Consider the following 21,196-nt stretch of genomic DNA (forward strand, 5'->3'; position numbering starts at 1 on the left):
CGGCAGGGCGATTCTCGTGGACGCCGACGTTGAGGCCCCCAGTCTGGTCCAGCTCCTCGGCATGGCGGAGGACTCCTCGGCCCTGGCCGGGGCCGCCCGCCTGGCCACTCACGGACGCCTCGACGCCGAGAGTCTTCAGCGGGTCCTGGCCCCCGTGGGTGGCGGGCTCTCCCTACTGGGGGGTCTGGGGCGGGCCGGGCGCTGGCGGGAGTTGCCACCGGCCTCCATGACCGAGGTGTGGCTGCAGTGCCGTCGGGCCGCGGCCTGGACCGTCGTAGATGTCGCCGGCGGTGTCATCGACGACGACATCGACGACTTCACGCTCGAGCCCGGACGCGGGGCGGTGACCGCCGACCTGGTGTCCCATGCCGACGTCGTCCTGGTGGTCGGTGGTGCGGACCCGGTCGGGGTGCGCCGTCTGCTCCAGCTCTTGGACGAGGTGGGCTCGTCCGTGACGCCCACCGGCCGGGTCGAGGTCGTCGTCAACCGGGTGCGGGCCTCGGCCGCGGGGCCCTCTCCCCAGCAAGCGCTGCGGGAGGCCTTAGCGCGTTTTGGCGGGTTGGAGGACATCGTGCTGCTGCCCGACGACGCGGCGACGGCCGATGCCTGCCTGCTCCAGGGGCGCAGCGTCCTGGAGGGAGCCCCCGGAAGCGCGCTGGGTAAGGCGCTGAGTGCCCTAGTCGACCGGATCGACCCTCAGGCGGGTACCGCCCGCAAGGCCCGCTCCTCGCGCCGGCCGCTGCTGCGGCGCAGTAGGCGTAGCAGAAGGCGCGACTCCGCGGAGCGGGCGACTGGAGCCGGAGGGATGACCGGCTCTGCCACGCGCAGCAAGGGCACGCGGCGTCGGAATGCTCGGACGGCCGGGATTCAGACGTCGGCTTCCCCGGCGCCCCGAGGAGCCGTGCTCTCACCGCAGCGCTCCCGGCAGCCGGAACCTCCTCGTCCGGCACCGCCGCCGCCCCCTCCGCCGCCACCGCCGTATTGGACGGGGCCGGAGCCGATCCACGGGGCGACCGACGACCCTGGCCCGACTCCGGGAGTCGATCGAGGCGGTGGGCGAGATGACGGCGGCCCGCCGACGGCGCCGCCAGGAACCGGGCACCACGGGCACTGACCTCCGGTGCATGCGGTCGCGAGCCCTGCGTGCCCGGGCGGTCGACGACGTCGAGCGGGGCACGGCCGGTGATGCAGACTGGGGCCATGCGCATCTACCTTCCCGCCACCGCCGCGCACCTGCGCGCCCCCGCCCTCGGCTCCTCGCAGGAGCCGTGCCCGGCCCACGCCGCGACCCCCGCCCTCGCCCGCGCCCTTCCGGAGGAGGACGAGGAGGGTCTGGAGGTCTCCGCCTCGCTGTGCGCCGCTGACGCATCCCTCGTCCTGCTGGCCGAGCCCGGGTCCGAGGGGCTGGCCGGCCGGCGCATCGTCATCGCCGCCGACGTCGACGCTGAGCGCGTGCGCGAGCTCGCAGTCGAGGGGGACACCCTGCCCGGATCGGTCGAGGTGAGTGGCGAGATCCTCTGGGAGGACGTTGCCGCCCTGCTCGTGGATGAGGCCGGGGCGGAGGCCGACGTGCGGGCCGCCCGACTCGGCGACGAGGACGCCTTCGAGCGCGCGGCCGAAGCCGACCTGCTCTGGTACGACGTTACCGAGCGCGACGCGCTGGCCGAGAGCCTGGGGGTCTGACGCGGCTCTGGGCGGCACGGGCGGATGCCGGTTTCGCCCCCGTGGCTCGCACCTTCGGTCCCGTTGTTGTACTCCAATGCCCCTGGGGCTGGTCTCGGCAGCCCGCCCAGTGACCAGTTCCACGGCGGCCCGCCTTGCGCGACGGGCCGTGCCACTGGGTATGGTGCTCACTGCCAAAGACCGCAGGTCTCCCGCTCCGGCGGGACCAAGTCCACTGAAGGTGGAGCCGGCGCAGGTGAGAACGTGACCCCCTCCGGGTGTGCCCGGAGTGAGCCCCGTGCCCACCGGCGCGGGGCTTTTCCAGTGGTGTGGGCCCTGCGGCATACCACGGAAGGAGGGCCCATGGCACGGCCTGACAAGGAAGCAGCCGTCGCTGCTCTGGCGGACAAGTTCCGCCAGGCCGACGCGGTCCTGCTGACTGAGTACCGGGGACTGAGCGTCGCCCAGCTCAAGGAGCTGCGTCGTTCCCTCGCCGGTAACGCCGAGTACACCGTGGTGAAGAACACGCTTGCTGCGATCGCTGCCCGCCAGGTCGGGCTCGAGGGCTTCGCCGACGACCTCAAGGGCCCCTCCGCCCTGACCTTCGTCACCGGTGAGCCGGTCGAGGCTGCCAAAGCTCTGCGTGACTTCGCCAAGGACAACCAGCAGCTCGTCATCAAGGGCGGTGTCATGGACGGCGCCGTGCTGTCCGCCGAGGGCGTTGACAAGCTTGCCTCTCTCGAGTCCCGCGAGGTGCTGCTCGCCAAGACCGCGGGCGCCGTCAAGGCGTCCCTGTCCAAGGCTGCGTACCTCTTCGCCGCACCGGCCTCCAAGGCCGTGCGCACCGTCGACGCCCTGCGCGAGAAGCAGGAGACCGCGGCCTGAGGCCGCACGCGTCATCCACCAACCCTGCGCGCGCAGGAACCAGATAAGGAAGGAACGCCCATCATGGCGAAGCTGACCACCGAAGAGCTCATCGAGCAGTTCAAGGAGCTCACCCTCATCGAGCTCTCCGAGTTCGTCAAGGCCTTCGAGGAGACCTTCGACGTTACCGCCGCCGCTCCGGCCGCCGTGGCCGTTGCCGCCGCCCCCGGCGCCGCCGGTGGCGAGGCTGCAGCCGAGGAGAAGGACGAGTTCGACGTCATCCTTGAGGCCGCCGGTGACAAGAAGATCCAGGTCATCAAGGAGGTGCGTGCCCTGACCTCCCTCGGTCTGAAGGAGGCCAAGGAGCTCGTCGACGGCGCTCCCAAGCCCGTCCTCGAGGGCGCCAACAAGGAGGCCGCCGAGAAGGCCAAGGAGCAGCTCGAGGGCGCTGGCGCCACCGTCACCCTCAAGTGAGTCTCTCCCCGCTGCCTGACGCGGCCTGAGCGCCGCCGACGGCCGGGGAATCCAGCATTACCGGGTCCCGTCCACCATCAGGTGGACGGGACCCGGTCACGTGCCGGGGTGCTGCGGTGTCGGCCTGCGTCGACGTCGTCGGGCTGGGTTCTGGCCACTGCCGGCGTCGGCGGGCCTGGCGGGGAGGGTGGGGGGGGATCGGAACGTACTTTCTCTGCGAGAACTGCGATGTCCTGCAGATGACTGATGCCGGCCCCCAGTGGTCTGCGGGAGAACGCAGTTGCCGAATGGAAGGTACGTTCTCGACGGCGATAGCGGTGTCAGCTGCGGGAATGGGGGTGGCCGGGAGGTGCGAAGGGGCGGCAGCGGCCTGTCGCGAGCCTGCCGGCAGCCGATGAGAGAGCCGCCCGTACAGAGGGAATAAGGTCACGCGGAGGGCGCGGGCGGGGCAGTATGCGTGACTGTGGTGGGAATCGCAAGGATCGGGTGAGAATCGGCGTAGAGTCCTTGACGCTGGCCGTGTACGCTAGCGCTTTGCGTGCATTGTGTGTATTGGCGCGAGGAGTATCTGCCTTCCGCGCGGGCCTCGGCCCGGTGGAACCCCGGCGGGCGCGAGCCCGACGAGGCAGATTCTACTCAACCCGGTGCTCGCGGTGTGCGTTGTGTGATCCCCGATCTGAGGGAAGGATCCCCCTTTGGCTGCCTCGCGCACCTCTGTACCCACTGCCGCTGACATCGCCGCTCGTACCGCGTCGCGTCGTATCAACTTCGCCAAGATCGCTGAGCCCATGCAGGCTCCGAATCTGCTCGCCCTCCAGACCGAGAGCTTCGACTGGCTCGTCGGTAACGAGAGGTGGCGCGAGCGGATGATCGCCGCCAACAAGGCGCATCCGGGTTCCCTGCCCGAGACCTCCGGTCTGGAGGAGATCTTCGACGAGATCTCCCCGATCGAGGACTTCGGGGAGACCATGGCCCTGTCCTTCCACGACCACCGCTTCGAGGAGCCGAAGTACACGGCCGAGGAGTGCCAGGAGAAGGACCTCACCTACTCGGCCCCCCTCTACGTGGTGGCGGACTTCGAGAACTTCTCCACCGGTGAGATCAAGTCCCAGACGGTCTTCATGGGCGACTTCCCGCTCATGACGGACAAGGGCACCTTCATCGTCAACGGCTCCGAGCGCGTCGTCGTCTCCCAACTCGTGCGCTCGCCCGGCGTGTACTTCGAGCGCACCACCGAGAAGGCCACGGACAAGTACGTCTACAACGTCAAGTTCATCCCCTCGCGCGGTGCCTGGCTCGAGTTCGAGATCGACAAGTCCGACCGCGTCGCCGTGCGCATCGACCGCAAGCGCAAGCAGGACGTCACCGTCTTCCTGCTGGCCCTGGGCATGGACGAGTCGGAGATCCGCAAAGAATTCGCCGACTTCCCGGCCCTGACCTCCGCCCTGGACGAGGACCGCAAGATCACCACCCAGGACGAGGCCCTCCTGGACATCTACAAGAAGATCCGCCCCGGCGAGCCGCCGAGCGTCGAGGCGGGCCGCACCCTGCTGGAGAACTTCTACTTCAACCCCAAGCGCTACGACCTGGCCAAGGTTGGCCGCTACAAGATCAACAAGAAGCTGGGCCTGGCCTCGGACCTGACCGAGTCCACCCTGCGGATCGAGGACATCGTCGCGGCCCTGCGCTACCTGCTGGCCCTGCACGCCGGCGCGGAGACCGTCGAGGGCGTGCGCGATGGAGAGATCACCGAGATCGCCGTCGAGTACGACGACATCGACCACCTGGGAAACCGCCGCATCCGCGCCGTGGGCGAGCTCATCCAGGCGCAGGTGCGCACCGGCATGAGCCGCATGGAGCGTCAGGTGCGCGAGCGCATGACCACCCAGGACGTCGAGGCCATCACGCCGAACACGCTGATCAACATCCGGCCCGTGACGGCCTCGATCAAGGAGTTCTTCGGAACCTCCCAGCTCAGCCAGTTTATGGACCAGAACAACCCGCTGGCGGGTCTGACCCACAAGCGCCGCCTGAGCGCCCTGGGCCCCGGCGGTCTGTCCCGTGAGCGCGCCTCCATGGAGGTCCGCGACGTCCACACCTCGCACTACGGGCGCATGTGCCCCATCGAGTCCCCCGAGGGACCCAACATCGGCCTCATCGGCTCGCTGGCCACCTTCGGGCGCATCAACCCCTTCGGCTTCGTCGAGACCCCCTACCGCGTCGTCGTCGACGGCCAGGTCACCGATGAGACCCACTACCTGACGGCGGATGACGAGGACCGCCACGTCATCGCCCAGGCCAACGTCACCCTCACCGAGGACGGCCACTTCGCCGAGGACCACGTCCTGTGCCGCGTCACCGGCGGCGAGCCGGCCCTCCTGCCCTCCTCGCAGGTCGACCTCATGGACGTCTCGCCGCGCCAGATGGTGTCGGTGGGTACCTCCCTCATCCCCTTCCTCGAGCACGACGACGCCAACCGCGCCCTCATGGGCGCCAACATGCAGCGCCAGGCCGTGCCGCTCATCCGCCCCGACGCCCCGCTGGTGGGCACGGGCATGGAGCGGCGCACCGCCGTCGACGCCGGCGACGTCCTCGTGGCGGACAAAGCCGGTGTCGTCACCGAGGTCTGCGCGGACTTCGTGCGCGTGGCGAACGACGACGGCACCGAGAAGGTCTACAAGGTCGCCAAGTTCCGCCGCTCCAACCAGGGCAACTGCTACAACCAGCGGGTCGTGGCCACCGAGGGCGAGCGCGTCGAGGTCGGCTCGGTCCTGGCCGACGGCCCCGCCACCAATGAGGGCGACCTGGCCCTGGGCCAGAACCTCCTGGTCGCGTTCATGACCTGGGAGGGCCTCAACTACGAGGACGCCATCATCGTCTCCCAGCGTGTGGTCGCCGAGGACATGCTCACCTCGATCCACATCGAGGAGCACGAGGTCGACGCCCGTGACACCAAGCTGGGCGCCGAGGAGATCACCCGGGACATCCCCAATGTCAGCGAGGAGACCCTGGCAAACCTCGACGAGCGCGGCATCATCCGCATCGGCGCCGAAGTCCGCAGCGGCGACATCCTCGTGGGCAAGGTGACCCCCAAGGGCGAGACCGAGCTGACCAGCGAGGAGCGCCTCCTGCGCGCCATCTTCGGCGAGAAGGCCCGTGAGGTCCGCGATACCTCCCTGCGCGTGCCCCACGGCGAGTACGGCATCGTCACCGGCGTGCGCGAGATCGACGCCACCTCCGACGACGCCGAGCTGCCCGCGGGCGTCAACCGCATGGTGCGCGTCTACATCGCCCAGCGTCGCAAGATCACCGTGGGTGACAAGCTCTCCGGCCGTCACGGCAACAAGGGCGTCATCTCCAAGATCCTGCCTGTGGAGGACATGCCCTTCCTGGCCGACGGCACCGCGGTCGACGTCATCCTCAACCCGCTGGGCGTACCCAGCCGTATGAACGTCGGTCAGGTCCTCGAGCTGCACCTGGGCTGGGTGGCCTCCCGCGGCTGGGACGCCACCGCCGCCCACGAGGCCGGCGAGGCCTGGACCGCGCACCTGCCCGAGAACGGCATCAAGGCCGAGCCCCGCACGCCCGTGGCCACGCCCGTCTTCGACGGTGTGCGCGACAACGAGCTCATGGGTCTGCTGAACTCCACGCTGCCGACCTCCGACGGCCTGCAGCTGGTCGAGCCCAACGGCAAGGCGCGCCTGTTCGACGGCCGCTCCGGCGAGCCCTTCCCGTACCCGATCTCGGTGGGCTACATGTACATCCTCAAGCTCCACCACCTCGTGGACGACAAGATCCACGCCCGCTCCACGGGCCCCTACTCCATGATCACCCAGCAGCCGCTGGGCGGTAAGGCCCAGTTCGGTGGTCAGCGCTTCGGCGAGATGGAGGTGTGGGCCATGGAGGCGTACGGCGCCGCCCACGCCCTCCAGGAGCTCCTCACCGTCAAGTCCGACGACGTCAACGGCCGCGTCAAGGTCTACGAGGCCATCGTCAAGGGCGAGGACATCCCCGAGCCCGGCATCCCCGAGTCCTTCAAGGTGCTCATGAAGGAGATGCAGTCGCTGTGCCTGAACGTCGAGGCCCTGGACGCCGAGGGCAGCGCCATCGCCCTGGATGACACCGACGACGACGGCTCGCGCGCCGCCGAGGAGCTCGGCTTCGACCTGGGCAGGCGCCCAGGCGGGGCCACCGCCTCCACGGTCGACGAGATCTGAGTGGCCACCCCGGTGACGACTTCGTGACAACTTCATCGAGCCCCGGTTGAGGGCGGGCGGCAGGCCCGCCGCCCGCCCTCCCACCAGGCTCGCAGGCGCCGTCGGAGTCATGGAACAACGACGACGGAACGCCCCAGACCACCACCTGATGAGATTCACCATCGGAAGTAGGAACTGTGCTCGACGCCAACGTGTTCGACAGGATCCAGCTCGGCCTCGCCACCGCGGAGGACATTCGCTCGTGGTCCCACGGCGAGGTCAAGAAGCCCGAGACCATCAACTACCGCACCCTCAAGCCCGAGAAGGACGGCCTGTTCTGCGAGAAGATCTTCGGCCCCACCCGGGACTGGGAGTGCGCCTGCGGTAAGTACAAGCGCGTGCGCTACAAGGGCATCGTCTGCGAGCGCTGCGGGGTTGAGGTCACTCGCTCCAAGGTGCGTCGCGAGCGCATGGCCCACATTAAGCTCGCAGCGCCGGTCACCCACATCTGGTACTTCAAGGGCGTCCCCTCGCGCCTGGGCTACCTGCTCAACCTCGCGCCCAAGGACCTGGAGAAGGTCATCTACTTCGCGGCCTACATGGTCACCGAGGTCGACGAGGAGGGCCGTCACGACGACCTGCCCTCGCTGCGCAACGAGCTCGAGGTCAAGAAGAAGCACCTGGAGGAGTCCGGCCAGGCCGAGGCCGAGGCCCGCCAGCAGCGCCTCGAGGAGGACCTCGCCCAGCTCGAGGCCGAGGGCGCCGAGGCCTCCCAGCGCGACAAGCTCCGCAAGACCGCCGAGCGCGAGATCACGGCCATGCGCCGTCGCAACCAGCGCGCCCTGGAGCACATGGACAAGGTGTGGGACCGCTTCGTGAGCCTCAAGGTCGGCGACCTGGAGGGCGACGAGGTCCTCTACCGCGACATGGTCGCCGACTACGGCATCTACTTCAAGGGCGCCATGGGCGCCGAGGCCATTCAGGCGCGTCTTCGCAGCTTCGACCTGGAGGCCGAGGCGGCCGCCCTGGCCGAGATCGTCGAGAACGGCACCGGCCAGCGCAAGACCCGCGCCATCAAGCGCCTCAAGGTCGTCAACGCCTTCCGCATGACCGGCACCGCCCCGGAGTCGATGGTCCTGGACAACATCCCGGTCATCCCGCCGGACCTGCGTCCCATGGTCCAGCTCGACGGCGGCCGCTTCGCCACATCCGACCTCAACGACCTCTACCGCCGGGTCATCAACCGCAACAACCGCCTCAAGCGGCTCATGGACCTGGGCGCCCCGACGATCATCGTCAACAACGAGAAGCGCATGCTCCAGGACGCCGTCGACGCCCTGTTTGACAACGGCCGCCGCGGCCGCCCGGTCACCGGCGTGGGCAACCGCCCGCTGAAGTCCCTGTCCGACATGCTCAAGGGCAAGCAGGGCCGCTTCCGCCAGAACCTCCTGGGCAAGCGCGTGGACTACTCGGGCCGTAGCGTCATCGTCGTCGGCCCCCAGCTCAAGCTGCACCAGTGCGGTCTGCCCAGCCAGATGGCCCTGGAGCTGTTCAAGCCCTTCGTCATGAAGCGGCTCGTCGAGCTCAAGGAGGCCCAGAACGTCAAGGCCGCCAAGCGCATGGTCGAGCGCGCCAACCCCAAGGTCTGGGATGTCCTGGCCGAGGTGATCCGCGAGCACCCCGTGCTGCTCAACCGCGCCCCCACCCTGCACCGCCTGGGCATCCAGGCCTTCGAGCCCCAGCTCATCGAGGGCAAGGCCATCCAGCTGCACCCGCTCGTGTGCGGCGCCTTCAACGCCGACTTCGATGGCGACCAGATGGCCGTCCACCTGCCGCTGGGCGCCGAGGCGCAGGCCGAGGCCCGCATCCTCATGCTGTCCTCGAACAACATCCTCAAGCCCTCCGACGGGCGCCCCGTGACCATGCCCAGCCAGGACATGATCATCGGCACCTACTACCTCACCTCCGACCCCGACCCGGCGGTCGAGGTCGAGCGCGACGCCGAGGGCAACGAGATCGTCCCGGCCTTCTCCTCCTTCGCGGAGGCGGTCATGGCCTACGATTTCGGCAAGCTCCACGTCAACGCCGCCTGCGACATCCGCTTCGAGGAGGGCATCGCCGCGCCCGAGGGCTGGCAGCCGCCCGAGGACTGGAACGAGGGCGACCCGCTCACCCTGCGCACCTCGCTGGGCCGGGCACTGTTCAACACCTCGCTGCCCGAGACCTTCCCTTACGTCAACTACGTCGTGGACAAGAAGCAGCTGGGCAACATCGTCAACGCCCTGGCGGAGAACTACTCCCGCGTGGAGGTGGCCGCCTCCCTGGACGCCCTCAAGGCCAACGGCTTCTACTGGTCCACCTGGTCCGGTATCACCGTCGCCTTCGCCGACGTCGTCTCCCCGGAGGCCAAGCAGGAGATCCTCATTCGCTACGAGAACGAGGCCGCCGAGATCGAGGAGCAGTTCGAGCTCGGTGCCCTCACTGAGGACGACCGCTACGCCTCGCTCATCGACATCTGGACCAAGGCCACCGCCGAGGTCGCCGAGGCCATGCGCGAGAACTTCCCGCAGCGCAACACCGTCTACCAGATGGTGGTCTCCGGGGCCCGAGGCAACTGGGACCAGATCCGCCAGCTCGCCGGTATGCGCGGCCTGGTGGCCGACCCCAAGCAGCGCCTCATCGAGCGCCCGATCAAGTCGAACTACCGCGAGGGCCTGAGCGTCCTGGAGTACTTCATCGCCACCCACGGCGCCCGCAAGGGCCTGGCGGACACGGCGCTGCGGACCGCCGACTCCGGCTACCTCACGCGTCGTCTGGTCGACGTCTCCCAGGATGTCATCGTCCGCGAGGAGGACTGCGGCACCCGCAAGGGCCTGACCAAGAGGATCTTCTCCTGGATCGAGGCCGGCGACGAGCTCATCAAGGAGCCCTCGGAGATCCTGGGCACCACTGTGTTCGGCACCACCCTGGCGCGCGACGCCATCGATGCCGAGGGCAACCTCGTCATCGAAGCCGGTACCGACCTCGGCGACGCCGAGATCCAGTCCGCCATCGACGCGGGCATCGAGGAGATCACGGTCCGCTCCGTGCTCACCTGCGACTCCAACGTCGGTACCTGCGCCGCCTGCTACGGCCGTTCGCTGGCCACCGGTAAGCGCGTCGACATCGGTGAGGCCGTCGGCATCATCGCCGCCCAGTCCATCGGTGAGCCCGGCACACAGCTGACCATGCGCACCTTCCACACCGGTGGTGCGGCCGGCGCCGCCGACATCACCCAGGGGCTGCCCCGCGTGCAGGAGCTCTTCGAGGCCCGCACCCCCAAGGGCGAGGCCGCCGTGGCCGAGGCCGCCGGCACCCTCAAGATCGAGGACGACGCCGACGGCAAGCGCCTGGTCATCACCCGCGACGACGGCGAGGAGGACGTCATCGTCCCGGTTTCGCGTCGTCAGCGCCTGCTGGTGACCGACGGCGACCACGTCGAGCCCGGTCAGGCCCTCACCGAGGGCCCGGTCGACCCCAAGAAGGTCCTGCGCCTTCGTTCGGTGGCCGCCACCCAGCGCCACCTCGTCGAGGAGGTCCAGGAGGTCTACCGCTCCCAGGGCGTGGACATCCACTCCAAGCACATCGAGGTCATCGTGCGCCAGATGCTGCGCCGCGTGACCGTACTGGACTCCGGGGACACCAACCTCCTCCAGGGGGACCTGGTCGACGTCATGCACTACCGCGCCGAGAACCGCCGGGTCATGGCCGAGGGCGGCAAGACCGCCACCGGCCGTACCGAGCTCATGGGAATCACCAAGGCCTCGCTGGCCACGGACTCCTGGCTGAGCGCCGCCTCCTTCCAGGAGACCACGCGCGTGCTCACCGAGGCCGCCATGAACGGCAAGTCCGACCCGCTGCTGGGCCTCAAGGAGAACGTCATCCTCGGTAAGCTCATCCCCGCCGGTACGGGTCTGGCCCGCTACTCGGACATCGAGGTCGAGCCCACCGAGGAAGTCAAGGCCGAGGTCTTCTCCCGCGTGGACCTGGGGGACAATGTCTTCGGCGAGTCCGTCGCCCTAGACGACTTCCACTTCGGTGGCGACCTGCGCGCGGACTTCTCCAACGACTTCCGCACCGGCTTCTCCAGCAGCGAGGACGTCGAGTTCTAGTCGATCTCCTCAGGAGCGTCGCTACTAGCGGCTCCCATGGTGTCCGGCCCGCGCCCCAGCTGGGGCGCGGGCCGGACACTGTTGTGTTGTGGGCGGCGGAAGAACCGGCGACGCGGTAAGGGATGAGCCCGGCGTGCTCAGTCGGTGGGCTCGGTGAGTCCGGCGAGCATGGCCTCGCGGACGCGGCAGACCCAGGCCAGTTTCTCCTCCAGGGAGGCGCCGGCCGGGGTATTGATCTTGATGCCCTCGTACGCCTGGGCGGAACCGGCCGCGCGCATGGTGGCGGCCACCCGTTCGGGCGTGAGCCAGCTGGTCGGCTCGTGCTCGGCCAGCGGCAGGTGCGCGTCGGCCCACGCCCAGGCCCACTGGGTCTCCTCGGGGCCGGCGCCCGAGATCATGACGCCACCCAGGCGGCCGGCCTCCACCAGCTCGCGCACGTGGCTCTCCGGAGTGTCCGGGTCGTGGGTCTCGATGACCGAGCGGCCCCAGTTGACGGTGATGAGAGCCGGGGTGTCTCTGCAGGCGGCGATCTCCTGGGACAGCGGCAGGAAGGCCTTCTCCGAAGGACCCACGCCGCCTTCGGCGTCGCAGTGCTCCACGATCATGCCCAGGCTCCGGGAGGCGAAGTCCTCGGTCAGTTCGCCTAAGGAGGCGTGGAAGGCCTCGGCATCGGCCTGGTGGTGGGGCGCCGAATGCAGCTCCACCCGGGTGACGACCTGCTGCCCCGCGGCCTGGTGCAGGCGGTCGACCGCTTCGAGCAGCGAGTGGGTGTAGGCCAGCGCCCGGCCGCGTCCGGCGTCGTCGGGGGAGGCCAGGCCGAAGGCGGGGTCTTTTCCGGTGCGGCCCATAGTTCCCGGGATTGCCGTGACGACGCACTGCGTGAAGCGCCCCGCCAGCTGCTCGGCCAGCCACGGCTCGGGCGCATCGAGCGCCTCCCGGAAGGGCAGCTCGATGCCGTCGACCCAGCCGAGGTCGGCCAGCGCGCCGTAGAGGGCGGCGGCTCCCCGGCGGTCCTCGTCGTCGGGGGGAAGCATGGGGTAGGCGCCGACGACGACCGGTACGACTCGGCGTTCAGCGTGGTTCTCAGCCTGGTTCTCGGCTCGGTTCGCAGACCGATTCTCTGAGGCGGCGGACATGTGGTCTCCTTGAGGTTCTGGGATCGTGCTACAGTGCGCGATACATCAGACATCATATGACTGAAGGGCGTGGTGGCGCACCGTTGCGCTCAGCGCCGATCAGTCGCGGAACACTGCCGGGCACTCGATGCCGGCCCGAGGGACTCAAGCCATGCTCTTCGATCTCACCGCATCCGACACCTCCTCCCCCCTGAGCGTCGGCGAGCGCGACCTCGCCGCCCTGGCCGCCTGCGAGCGCGGCACGATCCTCCTCGACGCCGCCGTCCGGGCCGACGCCACCCTCATGACTCTCGCCGGCTCCAACGGGAGGATCACGCTGTCTGTGCGCGCCGGGCGCCTCTACGGCGAGCAAATCCTCGGACCCAACGGCTCGCCGAAGACGGGGACGGGGGAGCAGGTCGGCGTCGAACGTCGCATTCTCGACGCCGAGGACGCTCTGGGCTTGGACGACGGCCGCCCCCACACGATCGCCCTGAGCGTCAACGACACCGGCACCCATCTCTACGCCGACGGCTACGAGTGCTTCTCCACGACCCTGACCGCCTTCCTCGCCCAGATCGGCCTGACCGGCGTGAGCATCGACCCCGACGGGATCACGACGGTGACGCGCCTGGCCGCCTGGGCCGAACCGCTCAGCGACCGCGCCGTCATGGCCCAGTCCCTGGCCGCCGTCCCACTGGTCCAGTTCGCGGCCAGCGAGCTCTCTGCCCGCGACGCCCGCCGCGCCGGGGACCTGACCACCGGCGCCATCCGCGCTCTCTTCCGCACCCGCGGCCGTGGCCAGGCCGGTACCGTCGTCGCCGCCAGCGGCCGGGCCGGCACCTTGCACCTCGACATCGATGCGCAGGGCCTGGCCTACCGGGTCCTGCCCGGAGCGGACTCGCACGAGACCGAGCCCCTCATCGAGGTGCGCGCCCCGGGCCACTGGGACGACGGGACCTGGCACGACGTCGTCGTGACCTCGGGGCGCGGCGCGGTGGAGATCCACGTCGACGGCTACCAGGTTGCCCACGCCCCCGGCGGCGCCTTCCTGGCCGACATCGCGCCGGTGGCCCGCGTGGTCGTGGGCGCAGACCTGGACGGCAAGCGCCTCTTCGGCGAGGCCCAGACCGCCATGGTCTACGACGCAGCCCTCACCGACGCCCAGATCAAGCGCCTGGCCGGCGCCGCCCCGCTGCCCACGCGCGCCTTGTTCGACACCGGCTACCACGGCGCCGAGTCCTACCGGATCCCCTCCCTGCTGACCCTCGACAGCGGCGTCGTCCTGGCCGGCGCCGACCAGAGAGTCTCCATCCCCAACGACGCCCCCAACGACATCAACCTCGTCATGCGCCGCAGCCTCGACGGCGGGCAGACCTGGGAGGAGATGCGAACCCTCCTCTCGCTGCCGGGAACCGGGGCGCTGGGAGCCTCCCTCATCGACTCCGTCCTGGTTCAGGACCGCTCCACTGGGCGCGTCATCTGCCTGGTCGACCAGTTCCCCGGCGGCATCGGCCAGCCCAATGCCGCCGTGGGCACCGGCTTCGACGCCCAGGGGCGCCGCGTGCTGCACAACCGCGTTGGCGAGCTGTTCGCCGTCGAGCCCGGCGGCGCCGTCATCACCGCCGCGGGCGAGCCCACCGACTACCGCATCGTCCCGAGCGATGAGACCGTCGCCGGCGCCCGCGCCGGTGACGTCCTCCTGGGCGGCGAGGCGGTCGGCAGCATCTACCTCGCCTACGAGCAGGCCCCCGAGGACTGCCTCTTCCAGCACCGCAGCTCCCACCTGCTCATGATCACCTCCGACGACGACGGCGCCACCTGGTCCGAGCCGATCGACATCACCGCCCAGGTCAAGGCCGACTGGATGTGCTTCCTGGGCACCGGCCCCGGCAACGCCATCCAGCTGGCCGGGTCGGAGCACGCCGGGCGCATCCTCGCCCCCGTCTACTACAGCCACGAGGCCGGAGGCACCGGCCACCTGTCCTGCGCCGCCATCTACTCCGACGACGGCGGAGCCACCTGGACCCTGGGCGCCTCTCCCAATGACGGGCGCGAGGTCCTGGGCGCCGTCGTCTCCTCGCGCGACCTGGCCGACGAGCGGGCCAGCCTGTATGAGTCCGTCCTGGTCGAAGGATCCGACGGCGCCGTGCACGTCTGGGCCCGAAACCAGCACCCCTCCGGGCGGGTCGCCCATGCCGTCTCCCGCGACGGCGGCGCCACTTGGGACGAGGTCGACTATGACGCCCAGCTCACCGAGATCTTCTCCCAGCCCAATGCCATCGCCGTCACCGGCGCTCATGACGCCGCCAGCGCCGGTAAGGCGGGCGGCAGGAGCATCGTCTTCGCCAACGCCTCCCAGATGCTGCCCTTCCGCGGCTGCGGCGTCATGCGCCTGAGCCACGACGATGGCGCCACCTGGCCCCACAACCGGGTCATCAACCCGCGCCACTACGTCTACCAGTGCATGGCCCAGCTGCCCGGCGGTGACATCGCCCTGCTGTGGGAGCGCGAGTGGCAGGGGCTGTTCCTCACCACGGTGCCCCTGGCCTGGCTGACCGAGTCCCGCTCGACGATCTCCTGAATCCCCAAGCGGTCCGCCCCGCCTGGGCACCGACCGCCTGCGCGGTGGGGGACAATCGCCACATGACCAGCTCCGTGTCCTCAGTCCCCACCTCCCGGCCCGCACTTGACGGCGGCCTGCGCCGACCCGCGCCCCACGAGCTGCTGGGGCTGACCAGTCCCGCCTACGGCGGCGACTACAACCCCGAGCAGTGGGACGAGGCCACCTTCGCCGAGGACCTCGAACTCATGGCCGAGGCCGGCGTCAACCTGGTCTCCTTAGGGATCTTCTCCTGGGCGCGCCTCGAACCGCGCGAGGGCTCCTACGAGCTCGACTGGCTGGTGGAGATCGTGGGCCGCCTCCACGACGCCGGCATCGCCGTCGATCTGGCCACCGCCACCGCCTCCCCGCCCGCCTGGATGGCGACCGACCACCCCGAGTCCCTGCCGATGAGCGCCGACGGCGTGCGCCTGGGCCTGGGCTCGCGCCAGCAGTACTGCCCCAGCTCGACCGTCTACCGGGAGCGCTCCGCCGCCCTGGCCGAAGTGCTGGCCGAACGCCTGGGCGACCACCCCGGCGTCGTCATGTGGCACATCGGCAACGAGTACGGCTGCCACACCGCCGAATGCTTCTGCCCCGCCTGCGCCCGGGCCTTCCGGGCCTGGCTGACGGACCGCTACGGCGACGTCGAGCGCCTCAACGCCGCCTGGGGTACCGACTTCTGGTCCCAGCGCTACACGAGCCTGGAGCAGGTCTGCCCTCCCGCGGCCATGCCCACCTTCCACAATCCTGCCCAGCTCCTGGACTGGAGGCGCTTCAGCGACCACCAGCTGCGCAGCCTCATGGAGGCCGAGGCCCGCATCCTGCGCGCGCACTCGAGCCTGCCGGTGACCACCAACTTCATGGGCGACTTCCCGGCCACCGACTACTGGCGCTGGGCTGAGTCACTCGACATCATCTCCGACGACTCCTACCCCGACCCCGCCGATGCGGCCGCCGCCCATGAGGTCGCCTGGGCGGGAGACCTCATGCGCGGCCTGGCTGACGGGCGTCCCTGGATCCTCATGGAGCAGGCGCCCGGCGCCGTCCAGTGGCGCCGCCGCAACTCGCCCAAGCGCCCTGGCCAGTTCCTCCTGTGGTCCCTGGCGCGCGTGGCCCACGGCGCCGACGGCGTCCTGCAGTTCCAGTGGCGCCAGTCGCGCCAGGGCGCTGAGACCTTCCATTCCGGCATGGTCCCCCACGCCGGGCGCGCCGGCCGCACCTGGGACGAGGTCGTGGCCACCGGTCGGGCGCTGAAGCGGCTCGGGCCGGTCCTGGGCGAGCCGGTGCGCGCCGAGGCGGCCGTCGTCCTGGACTGGGATAGCCAGTGGGCCCTGAGCTCGACCATCGGTCCGGTCGAGCCGGGGGAGCGCTTCGAGGCGGCCCGCGCCTGGCATCGCAGTCTGTGGGAGGCCGGGATCGCCACCGACATCGTCCCCGTGCGTGCTGACCTGGCCGGATACCGCCTCATCGTCGTTCCCGAGGTCTTCATCGACTACCCCGAACTGGCCCGGAACCTGGAGGGGGCCGCCGCCGCGGGCGCCCAGGTCGTCGTGGCCGGCCCCACCGGGGTCGTCGACACCGATGCCGGAGCGGTCCTTGGTGGCTACCTCGGGTCATTGCGGCCCCTGCTCGGGGTGAGGGTCACCGACCACGCCGCCCTCAGCGGGCCGGTGGGCCAGGACGACTCGCGAGGGGCGCTCGTCAACCGCGTCAGCCGCGCCGTCGGAACACCCGCCGCCGAGACCTGGATGGGGTTGGAGGCGGTCGGCGAACCGCTTCGCCGCGTTCTGGACCAGATGGGCACCCCGGCCCCCGACCTGCGCGCCGGCGGCTGGGCCGAGGAGGTCCGCATCGATGAGGCCCCTGGCGGCGTCGAAGCAGGTCAGGGCCAAGAACCGGTCGAGGTGGTGGCGGTTTTCGACGGCCGCAGCGGGGGAGCGGACCTGGCCGGGCGCCCCGCCATCACCCGGCGCCCGGTGAGAGGCCCGGGGGCGGCCTGGTACGTGGCCGCCGACCTCGACGCCGTCGGCCGGGCCGCTCTGCTGAGACTGGTGTGCGCACACGCCCGAATCCGTCCCGTGGTCGCCGATCTGCCCGACGGCGTCGAGGCCCAGCGGCGCGAGGAGATCCTCTTCCTGCTCAACCACGGCGATCGGGCCGCCGAGGTGGCCGGGATCGTGGGCACCGACCTGATCAGCGGCGAGGTCTGCACGGGCCATGTGGTCCTGGCCCCGCGCTCGGCGCTCGTGGTGCGCTCGAGGAAACTCGGATGATGCTTATGGGGAGGTCTTTCCGTTTCCCGGAAGTACGCGCAGTGGCATGCTGATATCGCTGGAGCCATCCGGGTTCGGCTATCTTCTGATTCCCCGAAAGAGCGTCCCATGTCCATGTCCTCATCCTTCTCGCCGTCGTCTTCGTCGTCCTTCGACCCGCAGGTCGCCTCTTCCGGAGGTGGGATGGGGATCGGGGGCGCAGAGGCTCTTCCGCCTTCGGCTCCGGGTCTCGCCGAGGCTGGCTCGTCGTCTCCCGAGCCCCGGCGCACCAGGGCGTTCCGGGCGGGTGTCGTCATGGTGGTCCTGGCCTGCGCACTTCTGGGCGGGGGGACGTACGCCCTTCTCGCCTCGATCCGCGTTTTCGACGTGGTGTTCCAAGGAGCGGGACTGATCAGCTGGCCGTCGGTCATGGTGGTGGCCGCCGGTGCCATCCTGGCCTTCGTCGCATTCGTTGTCTCAGTCGTCGCAGTGGTCAGAGCCCGTCCCAAGACCTTGGCGGCCCTGCTCGTCCTGGCGTCCCTTGTTCTTCCTGCGGCTGCGATGGCCGCCGGCGGTCATTACGGCACCTCGGCGCTGAAGGACCACACGATGAATCAGGCTCTGGAGTACGCGGGCAAGGTTGAGCCCGAGCAGGTGGACGAGGTCCTCGGCAAGGTCGAGGGCATGGGGCTCTCGATTCCCTGGCGCGAGGAGATCGTCGAGACCATCCGCTCGGCCAAGGACGTCGTGCACTGACGGCGGAGTGGCGTGCGGACCGGGAGTTGTGAGGTTCTCGGCGTGGCCGTGGGCTCCTCGTGCTGGAGGCGACGGTGGCGTAGCCTCGTGGTCGTAGCGACCCAATCGATACTCTCTGGCAAGGAGCCTCATCGTGTCCCGTCCCCTCTCTCGCGGACCGCAGTTCGACGACGCCGCCGAGGCGGAACCGGCCGTTGACCGCGCACGGCCCACCGAGCGGATCGATCTTGCTCAGGTTGAGGCCCAGGCGGGAGCCACGGAGGCGATCGCCATGCCGCCGGGAGGTGAGGGCTGGGGCTACCTGCCGCCGTCGACGTCGACGCCGCAGTTGGCTGCCTCGCCCGATCAGCGCAGCCAGTACACCCAAGTCCTCCAGCCCGCGCCCGCCGCGCCGAGGACGATGGCCATGCCCATGCAAACGGTCTACCCCGAGCCGGCCCCACCAGTGCAGCCCGTCTACGCCAGTCCTGAGCCCGCTCCGCCCGCCTCCCGGGCGCCGGAGCAGGAGACCTGGCGCGAGCCGGAGCCTGTGCGGCCCGCGGCGCTTCCCCGACCGCCCGAGCGCCGTCGCACGGCCGCGCTCCCTGTGGGGGACCATTATGGTGCTGGCGGCCTCCGGACTACTGGGGTGGGGGACGTACACGCTGCTGGCCACCCTCCATGTCTTCGAGATCCTCTCGAGCCAGTCATGGACCCCGAATTGGACCGCGATCGGCGCGATGGGCGGCGGGGCGCTCCTGGCCTTCATCGCATTCTTCGTCTCCTGCGCAGCCCTGGTGCGGGCCAAGCCGAAGAGCCCCGCGTTTCTCCTTCTGCTGGCGGCGTTGTTCCTGCCGGCGGCCGCGACGGCCGCGGGCGTCTACTACGGGGCGGGCGTGCTCAAGGACCAGACGGTGGCCGAGGCCGAGAACTTCGCCGGCCAACTCAAGGTCGGCAACATCGATCAGCTGCTCAACAACCTGCAGACGGGAGTCTCCTTCCCCGGGCGCGAGGACATCATCAGCATCCTCAACACGGTCAAGGACAAGGCGGCCCAGCAGAATGGAGGCCCGCAGGACGGCGCCGACCAGCAGGGGGACCAGTCCGGCGGATCCGACCAGGAGGGCGACGGGCAGCAGGATGACGAAAGTCAGGGTGACGGAGAACCGGCCGGAGGGGGAGAGAGTCAGTAGACCGCTCAAGGGGCGCCGCAGCATCCCGCCGGCGATCTGTTCGTTGCGGTGTTCCGAACGATCGGATGTTAAGACCAGGTCATGAAACAGGTGTGCGGCTAGTTTCGATGGGGTAGAACTATCCTGTTCGATTCCCTATCGAAGGCAGCCCTGTGTCCAACAACAGTTTTCCACCTGATCCCTCCCTCGGCACCGGTGGTGCCCAGGCCCCGGGGGAAACCGGTGCACCATCGGCCTCCGACGGCGCATCTGTTCCCCCGCCCCCGATGACATCGGGTCCTGAGACCGGCAGCTTCCCCGCGATCCCGGTGCCGCCCCCGCCGGGGTCCGGTGCTCCGGAAACGCCTGTCGCTGCGCCGGCGCCTACTCCTGCTGCTCCTGCGCCGCAGCCGGCACCTGCTCCTGCGCCAGTGCCGCAGGCGGAGCCTGCTCCTGTTCCCGCGCCGGCGCCGCAGCCCGCTTCTGCGTCTCCCTCCCCTGCAGCCGCCACCGTTCCGGCGCCCGAAGCCGGGTCCGCCCCGCAGGTTGCAGGAATGGCGCCGCCTACGGCGTCGGCGCCCCAGATGCAGGCGGGTGCCGCTCAGGCCGCGCCGTCCTCGGCGATGGGGCAGACCTTCACCGCCTGGTTCGCTGCCCCGGGCCTGACCTCCACCGCCCTGACGCTCGCGGTCGTGCTCGGTTCGGCGGCAGTCAGCGCGATCCTGACACTCGTGGCGATGACGACCATGGATACGTCGGACACCTTCCCGACGACTTTCTCCACGTTGCCCCTGCTCATGGGCTGGAGCCTGGGCGGGCAGTTCGTCCTGACCGGCTCGACCTCCTATGAGACCGTGGTGCTGACATTCGGCCTTCTCCCCATGGGGGCGCTGACCGCCGCCGGGATCGGGGTGTACTGGCTGGCGCGCCGCCGGGTCTCGGTCGACGGATCTGCGGCGCCGCTCGTGCCGATGGTGGCGCGAGCAGGGGCAGAGGCCCTCGCCGTGGCGCTGCTGGCCTGCCTGGTCACGGCCCCCTTCTCCTTGAGCACCAAGATGATGGGGCTGTCGAATGTATCGGTATCCTCCTCGCCCCTCATGACGATCCTCCTGGTGACCGTCGTGGTCTTCGTCGCTCTGGTGATAGCCCGCAGCAAGGGGCAGCTGCTCGAGCGGATGCCGAGCCTGGTGATGCAGGTCGGCCGCGAGCTGGGCGCACTGGGCGTGGTGATCGGCGTCGTCCTCGGGATCTTCGTCATCATCGCCTACATCGGGGTGGCCCTGAGCCGCGGGTGGGGCTTCGCCTCGATCCTCCTGCTGCCGGTCTTCCTGCCGAACCTGGTGCTCGCCGCTCTCGGTCTGGGCTCCCTGGGCGGTGTGACCGCAGACACCGATCGGGCCATGGACCTGGCCACCGTCATGCCGTCCCTGGGGGGCCAGCAGAGAGGCGATGCCTATGCCTGGACCTGGCTCGGCAGCTGGTCGATCCTGCTGTTCGTGGCCATGATCATCGTCATCGCGGCGGCGGCGGTGCGCGTGGGCGTCAGCCGTGCCCGCACCGGGCAGCCCCAGTGGCAGCGGACCTGGCAGCTTCCGCTCGTGGCCCTGGTTGTGGGTGCGATCGCCTTCTACGGCCTGCTCCCGCTCCGGTTCTCGGGCACTGACACCCCACTGCGCTCCTCGAGCACCGAGGCCGCACGCGAGCTCTACTACGGTATCCAGCCGAACGTCTTGACCTTCATCGCGTTCGGAATCGTGGTGGCGCTCATCTCGGGCTTGGCGGAGTTCCTGCCTATGTGGCTCTACTCCGCCTTCCCCGCGGCGCTGCCGCTGGCCGCAGGGAAGAAGGCCAGCGCGGCCTGGCTGGCCGGCACCTCGGGCAGCCAGCCGGGGACGACGTCGGCCCAGCAGTGGGTCTACGGCACCGACCCGGTCACGGGGGGCAGCATCGCCACGGACACGGCCACCGGC

General features: G+C 69.8%; 10 protein-coding genes and 2 pseudogenes. 11 read left to right on the forward strand and 1 reads right to left on the reverse strand.

What is annotated here, in order from left to right; all coding sequences use genetic code 11:
* From HMPREF0975_RS10000 to HMPREF0975_RS10025, 6 genes and pseudogenes are all read left to right on the forward strand, one after another.
* A pseudogene (locus tag HMPREF0975_RS10000) lies at positions 1–1,114 on the forward strand (AAA family ATPase); the annotation flags it as partial.
* Between the two features lie 86 nt (positions 1,115–1,200).
* Positions 1,201–1,683: a DUF6912 family protein gene (locus HMPREF0975_RS10005; RefSeq protein WP_049939768.1), complete on the forward strand. Its 483-nt coding sequence runs from the start codon at positions 1,201–1,203 to the stop codon at positions 1,681–1,683.
* A 342-nt stretch (positions 1,684–2,025) separates the two neighbouring features.
* On the forward strand, positions 2,026–2,547 hold the full coding sequence (rplJ, locus tag HMPREF0975_RS10010; protein ID WP_009234046.1) for a 50S ribosomal protein L10: 522 nt from the start codon (positions 2,026–2,028) through the stop codon (positions 2,545–2,547).
* A 63-nt stretch (positions 2,548–2,610) separates the two neighbouring features.
* Positions 2,611–3,000, forward strand: a complete 390-nt coding sequence (gene rplL / locus HMPREF0975_RS10015; protein WP_003783501.1) for a 50S ribosomal protein L7/L12 — start codon at positions 2,611–2,613, stop codon at positions 2,998–3,000.
* A 695-nt stretch (positions 3,001–3,695) separates the two neighbouring features.
* Entirely contained in the window at positions 3,696–7,217 is a 3,522-nt protein-coding gene (gene rpoB, locus HMPREF0975_RS10020; protein WP_009234047.1) for a DNA-directed RNA polymerase subunit beta, read from the forward strand.
* Positions 7,218–7,393: 176 nt separating this feature from the next.
* Positions 7,394–11,347, forward strand: a complete 3,954-nt coding sequence (locus HMPREF0975_RS10025; RefSeq protein WP_009234048.1) for a DNA-directed RNA polymerase subunit beta' — start codon at positions 7,394–7,396, stop codon at positions 11,345–11,347.
* Positions 11,348–11,484: 137 nt separating this feature from the next.
* Here HMPREF0975_RS10025 and HMPREF0975_RS10030 read toward each other — a convergent pair whose 3' ends face one another.
* The gene (locus HMPREF0975_RS10030) at positions 11,485–12,483 is read right to left on the reverse strand and encodes a DUF4862 family protein (protein WP_009234049.1); all 999 of its coding nucleotides are present in this window, start codon (positions 12,481–12,483) and stop codon (positions 11,485–11,487) included.
* A 151-nt stretch (positions 12,484–12,634) separates the two neighbouring features.
* On the opposite strand from HMPREF0975_RS10030, the gene HMPREF0975_RS10035 reads away from it, so the two are divergent.
* The 5 genes and pseudogenes from HMPREF0975_RS10035 to HMPREF0975_RS16205 form a co-directional block, all read left to right on the forward strand.
* Complete coding sequence (locus HMPREF0975_RS10035; RefSeq protein ID WP_009234050.1) at positions 12,635–15,046, forward strand: sialidase family protein; 2,412 nt, start codon at positions 12,635–12,637, stop codon at positions 15,044–15,046.
* 62 nt (positions 15,047–15,108) lie between these two features.
* On the forward strand, positions 15,109–17,340 hold the full coding sequence (locus HMPREF0975_RS10040) for a beta-galactosidase (RefSeq protein ID WP_009234051.1): 2,232 nt from the start codon (positions 15,109–15,111) through the stop codon (positions 17,338–17,340).
* 108 nt (positions 17,341–17,448) lie between these two features.
* Positions 17,449–18,075 (forward strand): hypothetical protein, encoded by a 627-nt coding sequence (locus tag HMPREF0975_RS10045; protein ID WP_232212507.1) that lies wholly within the window; start codon positions 17,449–17,451, stop codon positions 18,073–18,075.
* Between the two features lie 599 nt (positions 18,076–18,674).
* Positions 18,675–19,247 carry a hypothetical protein gene (locus tag HMPREF0975_RS16725; protein ID WP_009234053.1) on the forward strand — a complete coding sequence of 191 codons (573 nt, stop codon included), beginning with the start codon at positions 18,675–18,677 and terminating at the stop codon, positions 19,245–19,247.
* 533 nt (positions 19,248–19,780) lie between these two features.
* Positions 19,781–21,196 (forward strand): annotated as a pseudogene (locus HMPREF0975_RS16205) (hypothetical protein); the annotation flags it as partial.

Source organism: Actinomyces sp. oral taxon 849 str. F0330, from assembly GCF_000239715.1.
Classification (GTDB): domain Bacteria; phylum Actinomycetota; class Actinomycetes; order Actinomycetales; family Actinomycetaceae; genus Actinomyces; species Actinomyces johnsonii.

Excerpts from the sequence above, each read along its gene's own strand:
- HMPREF0975_RS16725 (WP_009234053.1), top strand. The coding sequence starts at position 18,675 with ATGGTGCTGGCGGCCTCCGGACTACTGGGGTGGGGGACGTACACGCTG.
- rplJ (WP_009234046.1), top strand. The coding sequence starts at position 2,026 with ATGGCACGGCCTGACAAGGAAGCAGCCGTCGCTGCTCTGGCGGACAAG.
- HMPREF0975_RS10005 (WP_049939768.1), top strand. The coding sequence starts at position 1,201 with ATGCGCATCTACCTTCCCGCCACCGCCGCGCACCTGCGCGCCCCCGCC.
- HMPREF0975_RS10030 (WP_009234049.1), bottom strand. The coding sequence starts at position 12,483 with ATGTCCGCCGCCTCAGAGAATCGGTCTGCGAACCGAGCCGAGAACCAG.
- rplL (WP_003783501.1), top strand. The coding sequence starts at position 2,611 with ATGGCGAAGCTGACCACCGAAGAGCTCATCGAGCAGTTCAAGGAGCTC.
- HMPREF0975_RS10040 (WP_009234051.1), top strand. The coding sequence starts at position 15,109 with ATGACCAGCTCCGTGTCCTCAGTCCCCACCTCCCGGCCCGCACTTGAC.
- HMPREF0975_RS10045 (WP_232212507.1), top strand. The coding sequence starts at position 17,449 with ATGTCCATGTCCTCATCCTTCTCGCCGTCGTCTTCGTCGTCCTTCGAC.
- HMPREF0975_RS10035 (WP_009234050.1), top strand. The coding sequence starts at position 12,635 with ATGCTCTTCGATCTCACCGCATCCGACACCTCCTCCCCCCTGAGCGTC.